General features: G+C 53.7%; 21 protein-coding genes and 2 tRNA genes. 13 read left to right on the top strand and 10 right to left on the bottom strand.

Features of this window, described 5'->3' with window-relative positions; all coding sequences use genetic code 11:
* Window positions 1-10 precede the first annotated feature (10 nt).
* The gene (locus tag ABJM21_RS13365; protein WP_348300494.1) at window positions 11-748 is read left to right on the top strand and encodes a hypothetical protein; all 738 of its coding nucleotides are present in this window, start codon (window positions 11-13) and stop codon (window positions 746-748) included.
* Here the strand turns inward: ABJM21_RS13365 and ABJM21_RS13360 are convergent.
* The 3 genes from ABJM21_RS13360 to recJ all read right to left on the bottom strand — a co-directional run bounded on the left by ABJM21_RS13360 (window position 743) and on the right by recJ (window position 3,081).
* Window positions 743-817 (bottom strand) — tRNA-Glu (locus tag ABJM21_RS13360). The two genes, ABJM21_RS13365 and ABJM21_RS13360, sit on opposite strands and share 6 nt — an antisense overlap.
* 93 nt (window positions 818-910) lie before the next feature.
* A complete protein-coding gene (locus ABJM21_RS13355; RefSeq protein WP_348300493.1) occupies window positions 911-1,297 on the bottom strand; it encodes a VOC family protein in 387 nt (128 codons plus the stop codon).
* A gap of 17 nt (window positions 1,298-1,314) precedes the next feature.
* Complete coding sequence (recJ, locus tag ABJM21_RS13350) at window positions 1,315-3,081, bottom strand: single-stranded-DNA-specific exonuclease RecJ (protein ID WP_348300492.1); 1,767 nt, start codon at window positions 3,079-3,081, stop codon at window positions 1,315-1,317.
* Window positions 3,082-3,146: 65 nt separating this feature from the next.
* Between recJ and ABJM21_RS13345 the strand changes: the two genes are divergently transcribed.
* Window positions 3,147-3,638, top strand: a complete 492-nt coding sequence (locus ABJM21_RS13345) for an NAD(P)H-dependent oxidoreductase (protein WP_348300491.1) — start codon at window positions 3,147-3,149, stop codon at window positions 3,636-3,638.
* Here ABJM21_RS13345 and ABJM21_RS13340 read toward each other — a convergent pair.
* The 3 genes from ABJM21_RS13340 to glpX are packed head-to-tail and all read right to left on the bottom strand — an operon-like array spanning window position 3,622 to window position 6,468.
* Window positions 3,622-4,221, bottom strand: a complete 600-nt coding sequence (locus ABJM21_RS13340) for a uracil-DNA glycosylase family protein (RefSeq protein ID WP_348300490.1) — start codon at window positions 4,219-4,221, stop codon at window positions 3,622-3,624. The two genes, ABJM21_RS13345 and ABJM21_RS13340, sit on opposite strands and share 17 nt — an antisense overlap.
* Window positions 4,222-5,493, bottom strand: coding sequence for an alpha/beta hydrolase (locus ABJM21_RS13335; RefSeq protein ID WP_348300489.1), 1,272 nt, complete (start codon window positions 5,491-5,493; stop codon window positions 4,222-4,224).
* 3 nt (window positions 5,494-5,496) lie between these two features.
* The gene (gene glpX / locus ABJM21_RS13330; RefSeq protein WP_348300488.1) at window positions 5,497-6,468 is read right to left on the bottom strand and encodes a class II fructose-bisphosphatase; all 972 of its coding nucleotides are present in this window, start codon (window positions 6,466-6,468) and stop codon (window positions 5,497-5,499) included.
* 57 nt (window positions 6,469-6,525) lie between these two features.
* On the opposite strand from glpX, the gene ABJM21_RS13325 reads away from it, so the two are divergent.
* Entirely contained in the window at window positions 6,526-7,014 is a 489-nt protein-coding gene (locus tag ABJM21_RS13325; RefSeq protein WP_348300487.1) for a hypothetical protein, read from the top strand.
* A gap of 11 nt (window positions 7,015-7,025) precedes the next feature.
* On the opposite strand, the gene ABJM21_RS13320 is transcribed toward ABJM21_RS13325, so the two are convergent.
* Together ABJM21_RS13320 and ABJM21_RS13315 are read right to left on the bottom strand one after the other, a co-directional pair.
* Window positions 7,026-8,324, bottom strand: coding sequence for a homoserine dehydrogenase (locus tag ABJM21_RS13320; RefSeq protein WP_348300486.1), 1,299 nt, complete (start codon window positions 8,322-8,324; stop codon window positions 7,026-7,028).
* Between the two features lie 139 nt (window positions 8,325-8,463).
* On the bottom strand, window positions 8,464-9,315 hold the full coding sequence (locus tag ABJM21_RS13315; RefSeq protein ID WP_348300484.1) for a hypothetical protein: 852 nt from the start codon (window positions 9,313-9,315) through the stop codon (window positions 8,464-8,466).
* A 263-nt stretch (window positions 9,316-9,578) separates the two neighbouring features.
* Between ABJM21_RS13315 and ABJM21_RS13310 the strand changes: the two genes are divergently transcribed.
* The 4 genes from ABJM21_RS13310 (at window position 9,579) to ABJM21_RS13295 (ending at window position 12,231) form a co-directional block, all read left to right on the top strand.
* Window positions 9,579-10,241, top strand: a complete 663-nt coding sequence (locus ABJM21_RS13310; protein WP_348300483.1) for an energy transducer TonB — start codon at window positions 9,579-9,581, stop codon at window positions 10,239-10,241.
* A 79-nt stretch (window positions 10,242-10,320) separates the two neighbouring features.
* Entirely contained in the window at window positions 10,321-11,085 is a 765-nt protein-coding gene (locus tag ABJM21_RS13305; RefSeq protein WP_348300481.1) for a MotA/TolQ/ExbB proton channel family protein, read from the top strand.
* A gap of 127 nt (window positions 11,086-11,212) precedes the next feature.
* Entirely contained in the window at window positions 11,213-11,734 is a 522-nt protein-coding gene (locus tag ABJM21_RS13300; RefSeq protein ID WP_348300480.1) for a biopolymer transporter ExbD, read from the top strand.
* A 44-nt stretch (window positions 11,735-11,778) separates the two neighbouring features.
* Complete coding sequence (locus ABJM21_RS13295; RefSeq protein ID WP_348300479.1) at window positions 11,779-12,231, top strand: biopolymer transporter ExbD; 453 nt, start codon at window positions 11,779-11,781, stop codon at window positions 12,229-12,231.
* A 389-nt stretch (window positions 12,232-12,620) separates the two neighbouring features.
* Here the strand turns inward: ABJM21_RS13295 and ABJM21_RS13290 are convergent, their stop codons facing one another.
* A complete protein-coding gene (locus ABJM21_RS13290) occupies window positions 12,621-14,450 on the bottom strand; it encodes an ABC transporter transmembrane domain-containing protein (RefSeq protein WP_348300478.1) in 1,830 nt (609 codons plus the stop codon).
* 298 nt (window positions 14,451-14,748) lie between these two features.
* Here ABJM21_RS13290 and ABJM21_RS13285 point away from each other — a divergent pair, with 298 nt between their 5' ends.
* The 4 genes from ABJM21_RS13285 (at window position 14,749) to ABJM21_RS13270 (ending at window position 17,235) form a co-directional block, all read left to right on the top strand.
* Window positions 14,749-15,297, top strand: a complete 549-nt coding sequence (locus ABJM21_RS13285; RefSeq protein WP_348300477.1) for a TspO/MBR family protein — start codon at window positions 14,749-14,751, stop codon at window positions 15,295-15,297.
* 39 nt (window positions 15,298-15,336) lie between these two features.
* The gene (locus ABJM21_RS13280) at window positions 15,337-15,699 is read left to right on the top strand and encodes an accessory factor UbiK family protein (protein WP_348300476.1); all 363 of its coding nucleotides are present in this window, start codon (window positions 15,337-15,339) and stop codon (window positions 15,697-15,699) included.
* Window positions 15,700-15,870: 171 nt separating this feature from the next.
* On the top strand, window positions 15,871-16,377 hold the full coding sequence (locus ABJM21_RS13275; RefSeq protein WP_348300475.1) for a YbjN domain-containing protein: 507 nt from the start codon (window positions 15,871-15,873) through the stop codon (window positions 16,375-16,377).
* A gap of 45 nt (window positions 16,378-16,422) precedes the next feature.
* On the top strand, window positions 16,423-17,235 hold the full coding sequence (locus ABJM21_RS13270) for a pyrroline-5-carboxylate reductase (protein WP_348300473.1): 813 nt from the start codon (window positions 16,423-16,425) through the stop codon (window positions 17,233-17,235).
* Between the two features lie 191 nt (window positions 17,236-17,426).
* Here ABJM21_RS13270 and ABJM21_RS13265 read toward each other — a convergent pair whose 3' ends face one another.
* A complete protein-coding gene (locus ABJM21_RS13265) occupies window positions 17,427-17,939 on the bottom strand; it encodes a MarR family transcriptional regulator (RefSeq protein WP_348300472.1) in 513 nt (170 codons plus the stop codon).
* Window positions 17,940-18,026: 87 nt separating this feature from the next.
* Between ABJM21_RS13265 and ABJM21_RS13260 the strand changes: the two genes are divergently transcribed.
* Complete coding sequence (locus tag ABJM21_RS13260) at window positions 18,027-19,124, top strand: branched-chain amino acid aminotransferase (RefSeq protein WP_348300470.1); 1,098 nt, start codon at window positions 18,027-18,029, stop codon at window positions 19,122-19,124.
* 92 nt (window positions 19,125-19,216) lie between these two features.
* Window positions 19,217-19,291, top strand: a tRNA-Gln gene (locus ABJM21_RS13255).
* Window positions 19,292-19,504 lie beyond the last annotated feature (213 nt).

Raw genomic sequence — 19,504 nt, 5'->3', positions numbered from 1 at the left:
GGACCAAATCTTGGACGATATCAGTTGTTCGCTTTCGGGATGTTACGGACATAATGCTAGTGTCCGCTTTGGGCGCAAAAGCGGACACTATTTTTTCGTAAATCATCTTCCATTAACCATGATGCGTTATCGAAATTATATGTCCCAAATCAATGAAATCGGTTCCTTTGAGGGTAGGTTATGTGGCAATCTCGCAGCTGCTCTTGCAAAACTTTGTTGTAGGAACGGTGAGCGAGGTGAAAAAGGTTCATCTGTCCCAAGTCTCGATCTGGGAGACTTTCAAAATGCTCAAGATGCTTTAAATGATATTGGCGTAATGGAAGAAGTTGCGAGAAATTCGAACTATCGAGTTCTGGCGTTTTCAATGGACGCGGATGCAATGCCGGATTTTTTAGCTCAAAAAACAGAAACCGATGATAAAAGAATTTCCATCTTGATTGAGGCTTTCATTGGACTTGCCTGCGGATATGGCGACGCTCTTTTGCCAGACGTACGAGGTTGGTTTCATCCTCCGGTCCAATATGTTCAATCGATGAAGTGGTTCGCTCGCACTGGATATGCCGAGAGAAAAGAAAGTGAGTTTAGGTGGACCGAGAAAATTGCACCGGCAATGCAAGCAAATTACTATTGGAAACAAGAAAATCAGAATTTGTCGGAAATTGGAGATAAAGATCTACAGAAAGAGGCGCACCACACACCAATCCCCAAGAGATCAAAAAATTTTCAATATCAAGGGAATGCGTGGTGACCCCTACGGGAATCGAACCCGTGTTTCAGCCGTGAAAGGGCCGCGTCCTAACCGCTAGACGAAGGGGCCGTACCAATGCCCAAAGGCATCACTGAACAGCGAGATTGGGCCATTACGGATTCGGGAGGCGTTGGTCAAGCCCATAACTGTCTAAAATTCAGCTTATTCGCGCGAGCTGTGGCAAACGGCTTGGAGCTTGTTGCCTTCCGGGTCGCGGACATAGGCTCCGTAATAATTGGGGTGATAATGCGGGCGCAGTCCGGGCGCGCCTTCATCGCTGCCACCATGGGCTAGAGCGGCGGCATGAAAAGCGTCTACCGCTGCTCGGGAAGGCGCCAGAAAGGCCGCATGACTGCCATTTCCTATGCTCATGGGCTGACCGTCATAAGCGGGGCCGATGAACAGTTTCGGTCCGGTTGGGGTGCCATAGGCCTTGCCATCATCGCGGCGCATGAATGGGTCGATCGCTAAAACCTGCATGATCGCATCGTAAAAAGGCTCCGCTCTTGCAAAATCATCAATGCCGAGCGTGATATGACTAAACATCATGGCGTCTCCCGATAGATCTACTCGGCCCAGGCGGCGTCTTCCAGATGGATTTCGGCGGCGGGGCGGCTACCCCAATCGTCAATCTTGGCGCGGCCCGCGATCCACAATTTACGATTTTTGGGCGCGCTGAGCAAGGCTTGGCCCAAATCGCTTTCTGCTGCCCTGAAAGCGATGGTCTTGATGGAGCCGCCGTCGTCGCCCGCGACAATCATGCGGACATGATCTTTGCCGACTATATCGCATTTGATGATCCGCACCGGCCCAGCGGCAATGCGCGGCGCTGGCCAGCCCATGCCATAGGGGCCTGCACCATCCATAGCCTCGACGAACAATGGATTGACCCCTTTGGGAGATAGCACGGCGTCAAGCAGCAAAGCCTTTCCGGCCTGCGCCGTGCCCACGGTATCAGCCAACCGGTCGTTCAAAAATTCGCTAAACGCGTCAATTTTGGACGTATCAATAGTGACGCCCGCCGCCATCGCATGACCGCCGCCTGCGACCAGCAAGCCTTGCTCTTTCGCCGCAATTATCGCCGCGCCCAGGTCAACACCGGAAATCGAACGCCCGGATCCTTTGCCAATGCCCTCGTCATCCTCAGCAATGATGATTGCCGGGCGGCCCAGCTTCTCTTTGATCCGCCCCGCGACAATTCCGATCACGCCGGGATGCCACCCTTTGGACGATAAAACCGCGACTGCCTGATTCTGCTGAGATGAACACATGGCCTCGGCTTCTTCCAGCACATGGGCCTCTATTGCGCGGCGCTCTTGATTGAAATGGTCTAGTTCGGCCGATATTTTCTGCGCTTCTTCGGGGTCTTGGGTCGTCAGCAAACGCACGCCCAGATCGGATTTGCCAACCCGTCCACCTGCGTTGATCCTTGGGCCCAAGGCAAAGCCGAGATCGGAGCAAATCGGGGCGCGTTTCAGTCGGCTGGCGTCGATCAATGCGGAGAGGCCGATATTTTTGCGACCTGCGAGAACTTTGAGCCCCTGCGCCACAAAGGCGCGGTTTAGCCCGCGCAGTTGCGCGACATCGGCGACGGTGCCGAGCGCGACAATATCCAGCAGTTCCAGCAATTTCGGTTCGGCGCGATCTTTAAAAAAACCTTTGCCGCGCAAATTGCGGACGAGGGCAGCGCCCAACAGGAACGCCATGCCGACAGCGGCGAGATGACCATGTTCAGCCCCGGCGTCACTCTCATCAAGCCGGTTTGGATTGACCAGTGCGCTAGCTTTGGGGAGCTCGGCGGCGCATTTGTGATGGTCGACGACAATCACTTCTACGCCTGCCTTGTGCGCCATATCGAGCGCATCGAAAGCCATGGCTCCGCAATCCACAGTGACCACGAGATCAGAACCTTGCTGACCCAGTTTGACCAGAGCCTCACCCGAGGGGCCATAGCCTTCCATCAGGCGGTCGGGGATATAATAGCCGGCTGCCAGACCAAGATCGCGGAGCAAGCGGATCAACAGCGCGGCACTGGTCGCACCATCGACGTCATAGTCACCAAAAACGGTGACCTTATCCTCATTCAGCACGGCATTTGCCAGTCGTTCGGCTGCCGCATCCATATCCTGAAAAACCGACGGATCGGGCATGAAACCCCGGATGGTCGGGTCCTTGTTGATATCCAGCGTTTCGCGTGTTGCGCCGCGGGCCAGCAGTAGCTGTGTGACCAGGTCATCCGGTTGAAAACCGGGGTCGCGTGCGTCGGCGCTGGTGCTGCGCCATTGCCACGACTGTCCGGATAGCGACTGGGTAACGTTGAGAACTGCATTCATGTCATTAGCTATGCGCGAACCATGGTCCGCTGACAATTGCTTTGATCACTGTTAGGGCAGGGCGGATGAAAAACCTGCTTATCGTCTATTATAGCTATACCGGCGGAACCCGTCAGATGGCCGAAGCCGCTGCGGCAGCAGCGCAAGGCGAAGAGGGTGTCAAAATCTCGCTGATGCGGGCCGAGGATTGTGAGCCCGCTGATATGCTGGGTGCCGATGGTTATATTTTCGCTACGCCGGAAAATCTGGCGGCAATGGCGGGCGTGATGAAGGCCTTTTTTGATCGTTGCTATTATCCGCTGCTGGGTCAGATTGAAGGTCGGCCCTATGCTGCGATGATCTGTGCAGGTTCGGATGGGGAAAATGCCCGGAAACAGCTGGAGCGGATTGCGACCGGATGGCGGCTCAAAAAAGTGATCGATACGCCAATTATCTGCACCCGCGCGCAAACCGAGGAAGCGATTTTGGCGCCGAAGACGATCAGCGAGAAGGATAAGGCGCAATGTGCTGAAATCGGCGCGACCTTGGCGGCCGGTCTGGCTATGGGTGTTTTCTGATCAATTGCGCGACGCGCTTTTGCAGCACCGAAATGACATCAGCCTCAAACCAAGGGTTGGCCTTGAACCAGCGGATGTTTCTCGGGCTGGGATGCGGTAAGGGCAGGGCATCAGGCCAAAATTCCTCCCACCGTTCGACGGTAGCGGTGAGCGTTTTGGACTTGGCGTCGCCGAGATGCCAGTCCAGCGCATATTGACCGAGGATCAGGGTCAGCTCGATAGCGGGCAAGTGATCAAGCAAGGGTCGGCGCCATTGCGGTGCACATTCTGTGCGTGGCGGGAGGTCACCGCCTTTTCCGGTCCCGGGGAAGCAAAAGCCCATTGGAATAATTGCGAATAGCGCTGGATCGTAAAATTGTTCTTCGGTCACCCCGAGCCAGTTACGGAGGCGTTTACCGCTTTGATCATCAAAAGGGCGGCCTTTTTCATGGGTCTTGCTGCCGGGAGCCTGTCCAGCGATCAGGATTTTTGCGCCTGTTCCCGCTTGCAGCAAGGGGCTGGGCCCTAAAGGCAGTCCGTCACAAATAGTGCAGGCGCGGACATTTTTGAGAAGCGTGTCGAGAGGGCCTGTATCACCTGTCATTTACTTCCGTTCGCGGCGGCATATTGCCAAATGGTCCGGCTCCTCATCCTTGGGAGGAGCCGCCAGAGCAAATACATAAGATAAATGGGTTGGGTCGCGGCCGTTCATCGCCCCGCGTTCTCCGTTAACAACGGCAGCAAAATCCTGGCAAGCGACGGCGCTGCGCAGATAATCACCATGGCCAACCCGGCCCTGACTAACGGCTGTGGTATCTACTATGGTCAGGCCGCTTTTCTCTGGCGGCACATCATATTCCGACTTTGCGGCATAGCAACGTTCGGGCAGGCCCTTTTCTTTCAGTTCGGCAGCCTTGAACGGATCGAAACAGCGCGGATGACCCAAGCGGGGATAGCCGTGGACATCGTCCGACAGGGACAAGGCGCGGTCTTTTGCTGAGGCATAGACGGTGATCCGCCGGTCGTTATTGACCCGGCGGGCGGAGAGTATTTCCTCGGCAATATCGCGTTCAAAATCCTGCCGATCAACGTCAGGGGAGGCGAGAATGATGTTGGAGATATTACTCGAATCAGCATTCGAGCTATTGCGATCAACAAATTCCACAGCTGGCAGCACCAGCCGCGCGCCGAGTGAGTGGGACACCAGGACGATTTCTTTCGTCCACGGTTGCTGTGCGAGCTTGGTCAGGAACTTGCGAAAATTGCGCTCGTCCCAATACATATTGGTTTCATCAACTGCATATTTGAGCAGCTGCCCCTGCGAGGGCCAGCTATATTGGATGACAGGACCGGTGAAATTGGAGAGCCGCGCAATTTGGGCGGCATCGCGGGAACTGGAGAAAAATGTTTCCCGATAGCCGTGAACATAGAGCAAAACGCGGCCTTCGCGATTGCCCATAGTTTCCGACAGGTCTGTCCACCATGCCGCTTCGTTGGATATGGCAAAAGGGATGCGCTGGCCGTCTACTTTCCCCTTTTCATTAAGGACATCTTGCGGCGCACCAAAGCGGCCAAAGCGGACTTTATCCGCACGATGATTGAGCAGCTTTATCGCGTTGTTGCGGCAATCGGGCAATCGGCTGGTGACCACAAAAAACGGTTTGTCGGGTAAGGTCGCTCCATCAGTTACACCATTGGTCAAATTGCCGGGCGAGGCATCTGAGGCTGCGGGATTACAACGCCCATTGGCGACATAGTCGGCATGGCGAATTGCGCCATAATCAACCGGTGAAATGCAGGCAGTGGCCAGAAGCGGTAGGCCCAATATCAGGGGTCTGAATCGACCGACCAATGCTATGAGAACACCGCCCATCATAAATTAGGAGCGATGCTCACTCTTGACCCAGCGTACTGTGCCCGAAGATGCGCGCATCACAACGCTTTCGGTCGTCATGATACCGTTGCGCAGTTTCTTGACGCCTTCCAAAAGCGAACCGTCGGTGACGCCGGTGGCTGCAAAAATGACATCACCCTTGGCGAGCTCTTTCAGGTCATAGATTTTGTCGAGATCTTCGATGCCCCATTTATGAGCGCGTTTGCGCTCATCATCATTGCGGAAGGTCAGGCGGCCTTTAAACTGCCCGCCGACGCAGCGCAGCGCCGCAGCGGCCAATACGCCTTCGGGTGCACCACCACTGCCCATATACATGTCGACAGTGGTTTCTTCGTCGGTCGTTGCGATAACGCCGGCAACATCGCCATCGGGAATCAACATGATGCCGCAGCCAATTTCGCGCAGCTCGGAAATAATCTTCTCATGGCGCGGACGGTCGAGGACGCAGACAATGATGTCAGCGGGTTCGACGCCTTTTTCTTTAGCCACAGCAGAGACATTTTCGAGCACGGATTTGTTGAGATCGATAATATCATCGGAATAGCCCGGACCAACGGCAAGCTTGTCCATATAGACATCCGGCGCATTGAGCAGATTGCCTTTCTCGGCAATGGCAAGAACGGCTAGAGCATTGGCGCCAGCTTTGGCGGTGATTGTCGTGCCTTCCAGCGGATCCAGCGCGATATCAATTTCCGGCGATTCGCCAGCACAACCATGGCCCACTTTCTCACCGATAAACAGCATCGGCGCTTCATCGCGCTCACCTTCACCAATGACCACGGTTCCGCAGACATCCAGTCCATTCAGCGCTGCTCGCATCGCTTCCACAGCCGCCGCATCCGCTGCCTTTTCGTCACCGCGTCCGATGAGTTTTGCAGCGGAAACCGCCGCTGCCTCGGTCACGCGTACCATTTCCAATACGAGAATGCGTTCGAGAATATCACTTGATTTAGGCATTTGAATGTCTAGTCCTTCTTTAAGGGGCAGATTTTGAACTCTCGATAGGGGAGCTATATGACATTGTCGAGAAGCCTTGTAATCTTGTCCTTAATCCTGACACCGGGCGCTGTTTTAGAGACGGCCCATGCGCAAATAGCGACGGATGATCGCACGCATCAGCTGATCGAAAACGCCCACCGTCTGGTCGCCGTCGATGCTGATGGCTGTTTGAAAAACTCTGACCCCGATGAGATTGTGGTCTGTGCGAGATTTGACGCCAATCGCAAATATCGTGTGCCGTTTCCGGAACTTTTGCCGCGCGGTGAACGGGTTCGCGAGCTTATTCCCAAGGGAAATGCGGAATATGTCAATACAGGACGATGCTATATTGATGCCAGCGAGCGGCAATGTTTCAAAGGTCTGCCTCTTGTGACCGTTTCTTTTGGTGGCGCAGGCGGCGGCGTTGGCGGTCCGGCAGGACGTCTGTGGCGGGTCATTGAGCCCACTGTTCCGGATGAGGATTATGTCAAACAGGTGCAGATAAAGCCGAATGAACCTGAGTGACGAGTGGCTTTCTAGTCTTCGTCGCTTAGCAAGTGCATGACAACCGGTGCGCCTTGCAGGCTGCTGGAATCGGATAGTTTCTGCAAGCTAAGGACAACATCGCGTTCCATGCTCTGATGTGTCACCATCGAGATTAAGACGGACCCTTCTTCGGTTTTCTCGGTCTGGATCAGGCTCTCGATCGAAACTTCCGCATCCCGCATGGCGGCAGTGATTTCCGCCAACACACCGGGTTTGTCAGCCACCACAAAACGAATATAGCTTTTGCCAGTGCGATTGCCGCTTTCGGCGCGTTCGCTTTGGGCCATTTCATCGACTGGCATAGCGAAAACAGTTCCGCTATCGCCGCGGGCAATGTCGATCAGGTCAGCGACAACCGCTGAAGCGGTGGGGCCATCACCGGCACCGGCGCCCTGAAACATCAGCCGACCGGAAAAATTGCCCTCGGCAACCACCGCGTTGGTTGATCCATCAATATGAGCGAGAGGATGGCTTTCTGGTACCAGATAAGGATTAACGCGCTGGAACAATTTTCCGTCATCAATCCGGGCCATGCCGAGTAGCCGGATGCGGTATCCCAGCGCTTTGGCTTGACCGATATCTGCCGCCATTATGTTTCGGATACCCGCAATTTCAACGCCGTCAAAATCAACCGCGGTGCCAAAGGAAAGCGCCGCAAGAATAGCCAATTTATGGGCCGCATCAACACCATCTATATCAAAGCTGGGATCGGCTTCTGCATAACCAAGGTCCTGCGCATCCTTCAATACGGCATTAAAATCACTGCCATGTTTTTCCATGGTGGTGAGGATATAATTGCAGGTACCATTGAGGATCCCGTAAACACGCTCGATACGGTTGGCCGAGGCACCTTCCCGCAGGCCTTTGATGACTGGGATACCGCCAGCTACGGCGGCTTCATATTTTAACGCCAGATTCTGATTTTCGGCCAGACCAGCGAGTTCCATCCCATGATGCGCGATCATCGCTTTGTTTGCGGTGACAAATGATTTGCCGCCCCTCAAACTGTTGCGCGCCAGCTCAAGAGCAGGGCCATCAGAACCGCCAATCATTTCCACGACGCAATCGACGTCGGGATCGCTGGCAAAATCGGTCATATCATCAACCCATTTATAGGGACTGAGATCAACGCCGCGATCGCGGTCACGATTGCGTGCGGAAATGGCGACAACCTCAATGGGGCGTCCGGCACGCTGAGCGATCATCGCGCCGTTTTCGTTGATCAGGCGAATGACCCCCGATCCTACGGTGCCAAGGCCAGCCAGAGCGATGCGGAGAGGTGTTGTCATGATATGGAGACCTTGAATTCGGGCTGATATAATAGGCGACGTTGTGATTGCGCCTGTTTAATAGCGCCGCGGCACTATAATGCCAGCCCGTCTTTCAAGAGTCTGGCAGACTATATAGACAGACTTGCTTTGTGCCTGATCAGCTTGGGCGATATTCCGCCGGGCGGGTACGCGGGCAATTGCCCAGATCCTGTATTACCAGACTATAGTCCCGGCGTGCCTGATTGGCATTGGCCGCCGAATCGCCAGCAAGCGATTCTTCGGGAAGTGATCTTGGAAGGAAGCAAGCCAGTCTATACCATAATAAGCTGTTGCGAACGGGCGCACGCGCTGCTTCGTCCACTATTTCACTCAAAGATACGGCCCAGACCTTCTTCTGACCTTCCCGGCTCAATATGGTTATGGAAACAGGGTCACCGCTGTTGGTTTCAAGGAATATCTGCGTTTCCCCTTCGCCGATAATTGTGCCGGGAACATGAAAAGCGCTGCCGACTTCAACAATTGCCGGCGCAGCATTGCGGGCGACGATCTCCCGTACCAGTGACCGTACGCGCCGGTCTCTGGCGGGCGTCCAGCTAATCTGTGCATCTGGCGCGGCGAGCTGAATATCACCGCTGGCGCCGGTAAGATTGCGTGCAAAAATAATAAACGATTTCTTCTTTATCTTGGGTGCTCGTCCGCGCTCATCCAATGGTAGATCAATGATATAGCGAATCGTTTCCGGTATTCCGCCCTGACCCCGAATCAGCGCGTTAGTTGTCGCTACAATATAATATCTTTGCGTTCCCGCAGGGGCGTTAGTGACCCTTTTTGGGTCAACCTTAATAGCTTCTTTGATCGTAACATGCGCTATAAGGGGCGCACTTACACTAAGGTCAGCAACGTCGGCATATTGTAGCGGGTCGGCATTTGTATCGGACTGCGAAAAGGCAGGGAAACACGCAGTTAGCGCCACTAGAAAGCCAATGAATATATAGGGTATGGGGTGCATGATTATCCTGTAAATTTCCGCTTTTGAGACGCTATTCTCTACCTGTCATCTTGTGTTTTTGACAGCTTAATCAACCCTGAACTAACAAAGCGATTGCCTGTCCCTATCTACCACGTTAAAACATTTTTAAGACGGCTTTCATTGCAACGAAAAGCTGTCGTGGGGAATCTAGGGATTGGCGCGGGTTAGACTCCAGCAATTCTCGAAAAGAATCTTTTGCGAGGTTTCGATTCCTTAGGGAAGAAAAGGAGTTTTATTTCTGAATGGCTTATGCTGACCAACAACAAATGAGCTCGAGCAAGCTGATTTCTATCGTGCTTGTCGTTCTTATTCACGCGCTGTTTGGATATGCTTTGGTCACCGGATTGGCTTATAGTGCAGTCAAGAAAGTGGCTTCAGAGCTTGATATGATCGATATCCAAGAAGAAGAACCCCCGGAAGAGATTGAGGAACCACCTCCACCGCCACCGGATCAGCCGATTGAACCACCGCCAGTGGTGACGCCTCCACCGATCGTGACGCCGCCCGCTGCGCCGCGTCCGGTTATCCAACAAGTGCAAACACCGCCTCCGGCGCCTGCACCTGTTGCTCCGGCTCCACCACCAGCTCCACCACCACCGCCACCACCGCAACGGGCAAACCCCGAACCGCGTGGTAATCCAGGTAACTGGGCGAATGCCAACGACTATCCATCACGCGCTCTGCGTGAGGAACGCGAAGGTACGACCAGCTTCCGGGTAACGGTCGGTGCCAATGGTCGTGTATCGGATTGTCAGGTTACTGGTTCGAGCGGTCATAGTGATTTGGACGCTGCTACCTGTAAGAACATCAAGCGACGTGGACGTTTTCGCCCGTCTCTTGACTCGCAAGGGAACAAAACGACCGGCACATGGGCCAGTCGGGTTCGTTGGCAGATACCGAAATAAGTAACACCGCAGCGGAGCGGCCCAATGCTGCTTCGCTGCTAAATTTTGAATTCTAATCTATCCTTGAGGGGAATATATAATGTTTATTGAAATCTTATCTGCAGCGGGCTCAGCCGCTCCGAAGAATCAGTTCGGCTTTTGGGAAGCGATGCAACAGGGCGGTGTCATCGCTTGGTTCACGCTTGCTGTTTTGGCGATCATGTCCGTGTCTTCTTTCTACATCCTGTTCTCAAAACTTTTTGAACAAAATAAAGTGATGAAGCAGGGTCAGGCGGCTCGGGCCTCTTTCTGGAAAGCAAATAGCTTGAAAGAAGGCGCTGCGAAGCTCGATAAAAACAGTGCGTATCGTCAGATTGTTGATGATGGCATTAAAGCCGAAGAAGATCACGCGCGTCTGACCGACCCAGTGGAAGCCCATGACTGGCTGCACGGTTCGCTGCATCGTTCGCAGGGGCTGATCAACTCCAAACTGGCAACCGGTCTTCCATGGCTCGCAACCGTTGGTGCAACATCACCATTTATCGGTCTGTTCGGTACGGTTATCGGTATTTATCGCGCACTGATTAAAATTGGTATTGCTGGTCAGGCATCGATTGATGCTGTTGCTGGCCCGGTTGGTGAAGCTCTTATCATGACCGCACTTGGTCTTGGTGTGGCTGTTCCTGCTGTTCTTGCCTATAACTGGTTGCAGGGCCGTAACAAGCGCATCGCAGAAGATATCAGCGACTTCTCAAACGATGTTCTGGGTTACATCTCATCTGACGGTGCGGTGAAGCCATCTGCCTTGAAAGGTGCGGCTCCAGCGAAGCCAGCAGCTGCAGCAAAGCCAGCAGTAAAGAAGTAAGGCGCTAGCCAAAGCCGTTTGCCGGAAATCAAGGTTTCCGCAAACGGCTTGGGCTGCTCCTGATTTTCGGATGTGCGGGGTCATCCCGCTAATTCGATACAGTATAATTATAAGAGGATAGAATCTTATGGCGATGAATGTTGGGGACGGCGGTGGAGCAGAAACTCCTCTATCGGACATTAACACGACCCCGCTCGTGGACGTCATGCTCGTTTTGCTGATCATTTTCTTGATCGCTGTTCCGGTTGTGATCCAGACGGTCGAATTGGAATTACCGGTTCTACCATTTGAAGTGACGACGACAAAACCTGAAAATGTTTTGCTTGCTGTCACGACGACTGATTCGGCAGGGCGTGATCCTGGTGATCCGGACTATTCGGGCGCCAATCCAGGCGGGAATTGCAGAATTTATTGGAATACGACTCCGATCGATTCCACTGAATTGGTACAGAGGGCTGTGACCCAGCTGGAAAATCAGATCGAAGCCTTTGGCGGTGTGGAAAATATGACAGCTGACGATATGCCAGAAGTGCATATTCGCGGTGATATCAACACTCCATATCGGTGCATTGGTGGCGCAATTTTCGCCATGCAGCGCGCTGGTTTCGCCAAGGTTGGTTTCCTGTCAACACCGGTTGCAATTGAATAGCCCTGATACGGCATGAAGTTTAGAATTTTTAAGGAGACGCACTAATGGCCATGAGCGGCGGCAAAGACGATGGTGAGCCGATGATGGAAATGAACACGACGCCGTTGATCGACGTCTTGCTCGTTCTCCTCATCATGTTCATCATTACTATCCCGGTCCAGACTCACGCGGTGAAACTGGATCTACCGGTAGATGATCCAAATCCACCACCACCACCGGACATTGATCCTGTTAAAAACCGTCTGGGTATTACCCCGACCAACCAGATATTGTGGAATGACACACCAGTTTCGCTGGAACAGGTTAAACAATATCTCGCACAGACCAAATCGATGGTTCCAGAGCCTGAGCTCCAGTTCCAGCCAGATGCGGTTAGCGCCTATCTGACGGTCGACCGTGTTCTCGCGGAGATTAAGGATAGCGGTGTAACCAAGTTTGGTTTTGTCGGTAACGAACAATATAGCAGCTTTAGTAAGGCATCACGCTTGCCAAACTAAGCGCAGCTGACGATTATTATAAAAGGGCGGTGGAGCGATCCATCGCCTTTTTTATTGTCATCTTAGCGATATTGCTTTTATGCAGATGACCTATTTTTGCCACAAGGTGATCAGCCGAGCCATGGCGTGTTCGGTTCAAGTGCCAGTCTCGTCAGATGTGCTCTAGCTCTGACGTTTGCTAAATGGCGGCCTTCCTGAGACAACAGACCAGTGTCGGATCAATATGGCTGTTTACTAGCCCTGACCGACGGTATCCCCATGATGTATGGCGCTCCCTATAATCCCTATAACACTGAGCGCGGGAGGCGTTATGCAGAAGTCACCTTGCCCCTCACCGACAGAAAGTCCCGCCTATCGTTTGGCGGGGTCTGCTGGTTTAACCGCGCTTCCTACACGGCTACAGCGGCTTTGGACTGATCGCCGCCATTAAATTGCAACTCCGCAAGCTTGGCGTAGAGGCCGTTCTGGGCGATCAAGCTGTCATGATCGCCTTGCTCGACGATATTGCCTTCATCCATGACGATGATGCGGTCTGCTGAGCGGATGGTGGCCAAGCGGTGAGCAATGACAATCGTGGTGCGATCACGCATGAGACGGTCGAGCGCATCCTGCACCAGTTTTTCGCTCTCGGCATCCAGAGCTGATGTCGCCTCATCCAGCAATAATATGGGCGTGTGCCTCAGCAAAGCGCGGGCAATAGCGACACGCTGGCGCTGACCGCCAGATAGGCGCGTGCCCGCTTCGCCCATGAAGCTGTCGAGACCCTCGGGCAGTTCCAGCAGGAATTTCTCGGCATTGGCAGCACGAGCGGCAGCCCAAATTTCCTCGTCCGTCGCATCCCATTTGCCATAGCGCAGATTGTCGCGGGCCGATGCAGCAAATAATACGGTATCCTGGGGAACCAGCGCCATACGCTCGCGGATATCGGCTGGATCTGCGGAAGGCAGCGCAACGCCGTCAATTCTGACGCTTCCGCCCTCCGGATCATAGAAACGTTGAGCCAGCTGAAACAGGGTCGATTTACCGGCGCCGGAAGGGCCGACAACCGCAACCGTCTCGCCGGGAGATACCTTTAGCGAGAAGTTTTTGAGCGCAGCCGTTTCTGGACGGGTCGGATAAGCGAAGGTGACATTATCAAAGGAGATTTGGCCACGTGGTGGCTCGGGTAAAGCAATAGGAGAGGCGGGAGCCGCAATGCCCGGTTCTTCCGACAATAGCTCTGCCAAGCGGCCTGCTGCGCCAGCCGCGCGCAGAAGATCACCATAGACCTCGGTCAGAGCTCCGAAAGCACCTGCTACCAAGCCGCCAGTGAGAACGAAAGCAGCAATGGTTCCGCCGGAAATCGTCCCCTCTGCTACGCCAAGAGCACCACGCCACATCAGTAGTGTGATACCAGTAAATACCAGTGCGATGATCACAGCAGTTAAAGCGGCGCGCAATCTTATGCGCCGTTTGGCCATGTCAAATGTGTTTTCGACAGCGCCGCCAAATCTTTCATGTTCGCGCTTCTCCTGACCAAAGGCCTGGACAATTTTCATCGCGCCCAATGTCTCGGAAACCATGGCCCCGACATCGGCAACCCGATCCTGACTGAATCGCGACACGTTGGTCAGTTTGCGGCCGATAAACACGATTGGCAAAATGACGATGGGAATACCCAGCAGCAGCCCGGCGGTTAGTGTCGGTGCCAGCGTGAACAGAAAGATAATTCCGCCAATGCCGATAATGATGTTCCGAAGAGCCACAGATACGGTCGTGCCAACAACCTGTTCAATAATGGCCGTGTCCGACGTCATCCGCGATGCGATTTCTGATGGCCGGTTTTCCTCAAAAAAACCGGGGGCGAGACGTAGTAAATTGCGTTGAACGGCCAATCGGATGTCGGCAACGACCCGTTCACCGAGCCAGCTGACAAAATAGAAACGAAGGGCAGTAGCGATCGCCAATATGCCGACAATCACCAGCAGAAGCTGAAAATAGGGTGCAATATCGGCCACGCCAGAGGCAAAGCCTTCATCGACAATAGACTTAAAGCCCCAAGGAATGGCCAATGTTGCCATGGCCGCAACGAAAAGGGCGATGGCGGCAAAAACAATCTGTCTAGGATAACGAATAGCCCGATCCCAGACCATTCGCAAATTGCCTATCTTTTTGGTCGTGGGTTTTGCTGTGTCTGACGGCTCCTTTTCAGGGGCATTGTCATTGGTAATTTCACTCATAAAAAGCCCCTAGCAGCCCGACCTTTGGGCGACAATCCTGTTGGCGGTCATGGCAGACGGAAAATCATGCGCGCAATCATACCAGTCTTTCTAACATAGGATGTATTTGTCCGATGCCAAGCACCGGACCCATCAAACGGCCCAAATTGGGATCATCGTTGATGCTGCGCCCAATCCACTGGCAAAGCGGCGTAACATTGCCTAAGAAACCATAGAAACATGGCGGTTTTCCGCTGTATGATTCGTTCTATGCGGTATTAGGCTGCGATAGGACAGCGTGGGTTAGGGGAATGACACCGTGAACCAAATTGCATCCAAAGGTCAGCTGCGCATGTCGCTGTTACGCTGGGCTTTATTTATCGTTCCGGTGATCGTTGCGCTTGGCTTTATCTCTGGACAAGTTGCTGGGTCCGGTGAGGAAAACCGCTGGTTTCAAGCATTGACCAAGCCGGAGGCGCAGCCGCCCGGTTGGATGTTCGGTGTGGCATGGACAATCCTCTATATCATGATGGGTATCGCGCTATCGATGATATTGCACGCACGCGGTGCGCCGCTGCGTGGTCTCGCTATCATATTGTTCCTGATTCAATATGCGCTCAATCTGTTTTGGTCGCCGCTATTTTTCGGCATGCATCAGGTGTCCGCTGCCTTTTGGTTGCTCATCTCGATTTTCGCGACGGCTTTTGTCACCACCCTGATATTTGGACGGGTCCGGAAAGCCGCCGCTTGGTTGATGGTGCCTTATTTGGCATGGCTCTGTTTCGCAGCGATATTGAACAAGCAGATTGTTGACCTTAATCCGGGTGCCGAAACCCTTGTCGTCCCGGCGGCGAGTACCCAAATATAATAAATAGCCAGATCCTGACCCCCAGACGGAGTAATTGACATGCAAAGCCAGAACAAATTTTTCGATGACCTTTCCAAAGTATTGAATGGCTTGGCGGGGACCGTGGCAGGGGTTGGACGCGAAGCCGAGGCAGGCGCACGGGAGCGTGCAAAGGAATGGTTTGGCGGTATGGATTTCGTGTCGCGCGAAGAATTTGAAGCGGTCAAGGAAATGGCATCCAAGGCCCGTGCCGAAGCCGACGCGCTGAAAAAGCGTCTCGATGATCTAGAGAAAGCAGCGCCTAAAGCCGCGGCCAAGAAGCCCGCGGCGCGCAAGACTGCTGCTGCAAAACCGGCTGCGCGCAAGCCTGCCGCACGCAAGGCAGCGCCAAAGAAAACCACGCCGCCAAAATCCGGAAGCTAGCTTCCGTCCCAATATTGGGCGACTAATTCGCAGCGAAAAATCCTCGGCGATTATCCACAGTCTTCCCACAAACAATATGATCGGAGGCCCAGCGCCGCCTTGCTCTGCATGATGGGCTGGGCCACTAAGGCTCGTGATGCAGGGGCAATGATCAGATGATGTGGAACCGTAATGCTTGACGATATGTGGTCTGAGCTTGATCAGGAAGAGGCACCGCCGGTTGATATGCTGGTCGCCTTTTTTGAGGCGCGCGGTTGGTCCGTTGAGCATATTAGCGAAGATGAAATATCGGTAGAGATTAAGGGCAATTGGACCAGCTATCAGTTGCGGGCGATCTGGCGCAATGAAGATCATGTTCTGCAATTGCTATTGCTCCCCGATATCCGCGTTCCCGATGACAAGAAAATCGCCATTTATGAATCGCTCGGGTTAATCAACGAACAACTCTGGCTGGGCCATTTTGATCTATGGTCGACCAATAACCTGTTGTTGTTCCGCCATGCGATAATGCTGGGTGGCAGCGGCATGCTGGGTCTCGATCAGGCGCAGACAATTGTCGATATGGCGATTGATGAGTGGGAGCGTTTTTACCCCGTGTTCCAATTTGTCCTATGGAGCGACAAAAGCCCGCAGGACGCGCTTGAACATGCAATGATCGACACCCAAGGTGAAGCATAGGCCGGGGTGCAGTTTAGGCAGGGGCGAGGCATAAGGGAATAAGACATGATCGCAGAAGGCTTTAACAGCATCTGGTTTGTCGGCTGCGGCAATATGGGTGGTGCGATACTACAGGCATGGCTCGACAATGGACTGGATGGCGCGAAAGTTACCGTGATAAAACCCCATCAGTCGCCGCTTCCCGGGGGACTGCAATCACAGCCTGACTATCCCCAAAAACCAGCACCTGATCTGGTGATGCTGGCGATGAAACCTTATCAACTGGATGATGTCGCGGCGGACCTCGCGCCTCTGGTTGGCGAAAATACGCATATTGTGTCAGTGCTAGCGGGAACCGAGATTGATATCCTGCGAGCGGCGTTTCCCGAGGCAGGCAAGGTCATCCGCTTGATGCCCAATATGGCGGTTACTGTATCCAAATCACCGATGATCCTGATTGGCGAAACCGAAGATGCGCCTCTGAAAGATCAGATGAACGCGCTATTCTCGCCACTGGGGCGACCCGAATGGTTGGAGAATGAAGACCAGATGCATATCGCAACGGCCCTGTCAGGCTCTGGTCCTGCCTTTCTGTTCCGGTTCATTGATGCGCTATCGTTTTCGGCGGCCGAGTTGGGCATGGACAGGGATCAGGCTGCTCGTTTGGCACTGGCTATGGTTGACGGCGCAGCGACGCTGGCAGCGGGCTCGGATGTCAGTCCGGGGGAATTAGCTGTGCAGGTAGCAAGTCCTAATGGCGTCACCCGTAAAGGTCTTGATGTGCTTGATGCCGATGGCCGGGTGAATGCGCTGCTCCATGATGTCCTGAAAGCGGCAATGGAGCGCAACCGGGAAATGGCCGAGGAAGCGAAGGCCTGAGCTTTCCTACAAGAAGGGCGCTGTGATAGTGACACGGCGCTCTTTCTCAGTTTTGAATATCGATCCGACCATGGCTTTGATCAGAGCATTGTTCCTGCATGAAGGGGTGAGAACTGTGTGAATTTTGGAATTTTTCATCCAGAAAAAACAGCCCAAAGGGGCTTGTGTACTTTGTGAACTTCGTACCGGATTCAGCTCTTGTCTTTACGCAGATCAAACACCATTTGACGGTCTGATTCCGGGACCAGTCCTTCCAGCACATGCCAGAATCCGGTGACGGACTCTTGTCCAGCTGTCACATAAGCTGCTGATAGCCGCTCCCGCAATTGCGCGAACAACTCGGCTTCCAAGGCTGCGCCGGCATCTGTCAGCCGCAACAATTTCTGGCGGCGGTCCAGCGCGCCGGTCTTGGTCACGACCAGATCGCGGTCATGCAACTCTTTCAATACCCGGCCTAAAGACTGTTTGGTGATTGCCAGCAACCGCAGCAATTCCCCGACCGTCAAATCCGGTTGGCGCGCGATAAAATAGAGCGCTCGGTGATGTGCCCGGCCCAAACCCTGTTTACCAAGTTCCTGATCAATCGCGTTGGTGAGACGGGTATAGCCGAAATAGAGCAACTCTACCCCGCGTCTAATTTCGTCTTCGCGGAGGAAAAGCGGCGATGCTCCCGGAGAAGCGGAGGGACGAGATATGTCAGCCATGTTGACGTATCTTGACATGCTGTTTAGGTGATTGCAAGATAAACTAGTCTGCGAATCCTCCAATCAGCACAGTGAAAGAGACGGGATATGGCGAACGACGATAGTCTGGAAATCCTTGTCCAACAGAACCCGCAGCCTGTGGCGGATTCCGATCGCGCAAAGCTGTTGGAAAACCCCGGTTTTGGAAATTTGTTCACCGATCATATGGTGGTCATCCGTTACACCGAGGGACAGGGCTGGCATGACGCCAAGGTAGAAGCACGTGCGCCAATCCCGATGGACCCTGCCTCATCGGTACTCCATTATGCGCAGGAAATATTTGAAGGCATGAAAGCCTATCGGCTTGCCGACGGAACGACGGCTCTGTTCCGGCCTGAGCAAAATGCCCGGCGCTTTAAGGCCTCCGCGCAGCGCATGGCGATGCCCGAATTGCCCGAAGAGCTATTTTTGAAATCAGTGGAAGCACTGGTTGATATTGACCGTGATTGGTTTCCTTCTGCAGAAGGTGGATCACTTTATCTGCGGCCGTTTATGTTTGCCAGTGAAGTGTTCTTAGGCGTCCGCCCGGCGAAAGAATATCTCTATATGGTCATCGCCTCTCCCGTTGGTGCCTATTTCAAGGCGGGTGCTTCGGCGATCACGATCTGGGTTTCCAAAGACTATAGCCGCGCCGCGCCCGGCGGCACCGGTGCTGCAAAATGTGGCGGAAACTATGCCGCTAGCCTTGTCGCGCAGGCCGAAGCGATTGCGCAGGATTGCGACCAAGTGGTATTTCTCGACGCCGCTGAACAGCGCTGGGTGGAAGAGCTGGGCGGGATGAACCTGTTTTTCGTGATGGATGACGGCCGGCTAATCACACCGCCGCTGACGGGCACGATTTTGCCAGGGATTACGCGGGAATCGATTATGATATTGGCCCGTGAAGAGGGCTTGGAAGTCAGTGAAGAGCCCTATTCCATCGATCAATGGCGCGAAGATGCCGCTAGCGGGAAATTGCTGGAGACCTTTGCGTGCGGAACTGCTGCGGTCGTAACGGCTGTTGGCACCGTCCGATCCGAAACTGGTGATTTTACCATTGGCGGTGGCGGCCCGGGCCAATTGACCGAGAAACTGCGGATGCGGCTGGTGGATATTCAGCGCGGTCTTGTTGAAGATAAGCATGGCTGGGTGAAACGCCTGTTCTAAAATATTGTTCTGAAAATAGCTGTAACTGCCCCTTGCCCCTTTGGAGTAAGTTGGATATTAGGCCCTTCGCTGGCCAACGAAGCAGCAAGTGTTGGGGTGTCGCCAAGTGGTAAGGCAGCGGCTTTTGATGCCGCCATGCGCAGGTTCGAATCCTGCCACCCCAACCAACTTTCCAAAAAACGAATCCGATCATTGATATCCTCCGCAGGGCAAATATGTGCTGAGAAGGCTCTCCAATGCTCCGATAGCGTCAAATTTACAGGCTGAGCCTCTATTTTGTCGCCGATTTGGCAGAATTCACCGGAATTATGTAAAGGGTTGTAAATTACATGTAGTAGTGCTGGTAAAATCCATGAACATGGATGTAAACGGACTCTGGG

The organism is Parasphingorhabdus sp. (assembly GCF_039977335.1).
In the GTDB taxonomy this organism is placed as follows: Bacteria; Pseudomonadota; Alphaproteobacteria; order Sphingomonadales; family Sphingomonadaceae; genus Parasphingorhabdus.
This window is presented reverse-complemented; position numbering and strand designations above follow the sequence as displayed.

Excerpts from the sequence above, each read along its gene's own strand:
- recJ (WP_348300492.1), bottom strand. The coding sequence starts at position 3,081 with ATGAATGCAGTTCTCAACGTTACCCAGTCGCTATCCGGACAGTCGTGG.
- ABJM21_RS13260 (WP_348300470.1), top strand. The coding sequence starts at position 18,027 with ATGGCGAACGACGATAGTCTGGAAATCCTTGTCCAACAGAACCCGCAG.
- ABJM21_RS13315 (WP_348300484.1), bottom strand. The coding sequence starts at position 9,315 with ATGCACCCCATACCCTATATATTCATTGGCTTTCTAGTGGCGCTAACT.
- ABJM21_RS13295 (WP_348300479.1), top strand. The coding sequence starts at position 11,779 with ATGGCCATGAGCGGCGGCAAAGACGATGGTGAGCCGATGATGGAAATG.
- ABJM21_RS13320 (WP_348300486.1), bottom strand. The coding sequence starts at position 8,324 with ATGACAACACCTCTCCGCATCGCTCTGGCTGGCCTTGGCACCGTAGGA.
- ABJM21_RS13270 (WP_348300473.1), top strand. The coding sequence starts at position 16,423 with ATGATCGCAGAAGGCTTTAACAGCATCTGGTTTGTCGGCTGCGGCAAT.
- ABJM21_RS13265 (WP_348300472.1), bottom strand. The coding sequence starts at position 17,939 with ATGGCTGACATATCTCGTCCCTCCGCTTCTCCGGGAGCATCGCCGCTT.
- ABJM21_RS13340 (WP_348300490.1), bottom strand. The coding sequence starts at position 4,221 with ATGACAGGTGATACAGGCCCTCTCGACACGCTTCTCAAAAATGTCCGC.
- ABJM21_RS13310 (WP_348300483.1), top strand. The coding sequence starts at position 9,579 with ATGGCTTATGCTGACCAACAACAAATGAGCTCGAGCAAGCTGATTTCT.
- ABJM21_RS13325 (WP_348300487.1), top strand. The coding sequence starts at position 6,526 with ATGACATTGTCGAGAAGCCTTGTAATCTTGTCCTTAATCCTGACACCG.
- glpX (WP_348300488.1), bottom strand. The coding sequence starts at position 6,468 with ATGCCTAAATCAAGTGATATTCTCGAACGCATTCTCGTATTGGAAATG.
- ABJM21_RS13300 (WP_348300480.1), top strand. The coding sequence starts at position 11,213 with ATGGCGATGAATGTTGGGGACGGCGGTGGAGCAGAAACTCCTCTATCG.
- ABJM21_RS13345 (WP_348300491.1), top strand. The coding sequence starts at position 3,147 with ATGAAAAACCTGCTTATCGTCTATTATAGCTATACCGGCGGAACCCGT.
- ABJM21_RS13280 (WP_348300476.1), top strand. The coding sequence starts at position 15,337 with ATGCAAAGCCAGAACAAATTTTTCGATGACCTTTCCAAAGTATTGAAT.
- ABJM21_RS13355 (WP_348300493.1), bottom strand. The coding sequence starts at position 1,297 with ATGATGTTTAGTCATATCACGCTCGGCATTGATGATTTTGCAAGAGCG.
- ABJM21_RS13275 (WP_348300475.1), top strand. The coding sequence starts at position 15,871 with ATGCTTGACGATATGTGGTCTGAGCTTGATCAGGAAGAGGCACCGCCG.
- ABJM21_RS13335 (WP_348300489.1), bottom strand. The coding sequence starts at position 5,493 with ATGATGGGCGGTGTTCTCATAGCATTGGTCGGTCGATTCAGACCCCTG.
- ABJM21_RS13305 (WP_348300481.1), top strand. The coding sequence starts at position 10,321 with ATGTTTATTGAAATCTTATCTGCAGCGGGCTCAGCCGCTCCGAAGAAT.
- ABJM21_RS13290 (WP_348300478.1), bottom strand. The coding sequence starts at position 14,450 with ATGAGTGAAATTACCAATGACAATGCCCCTGAAAAGGAGCCGTCAGAC.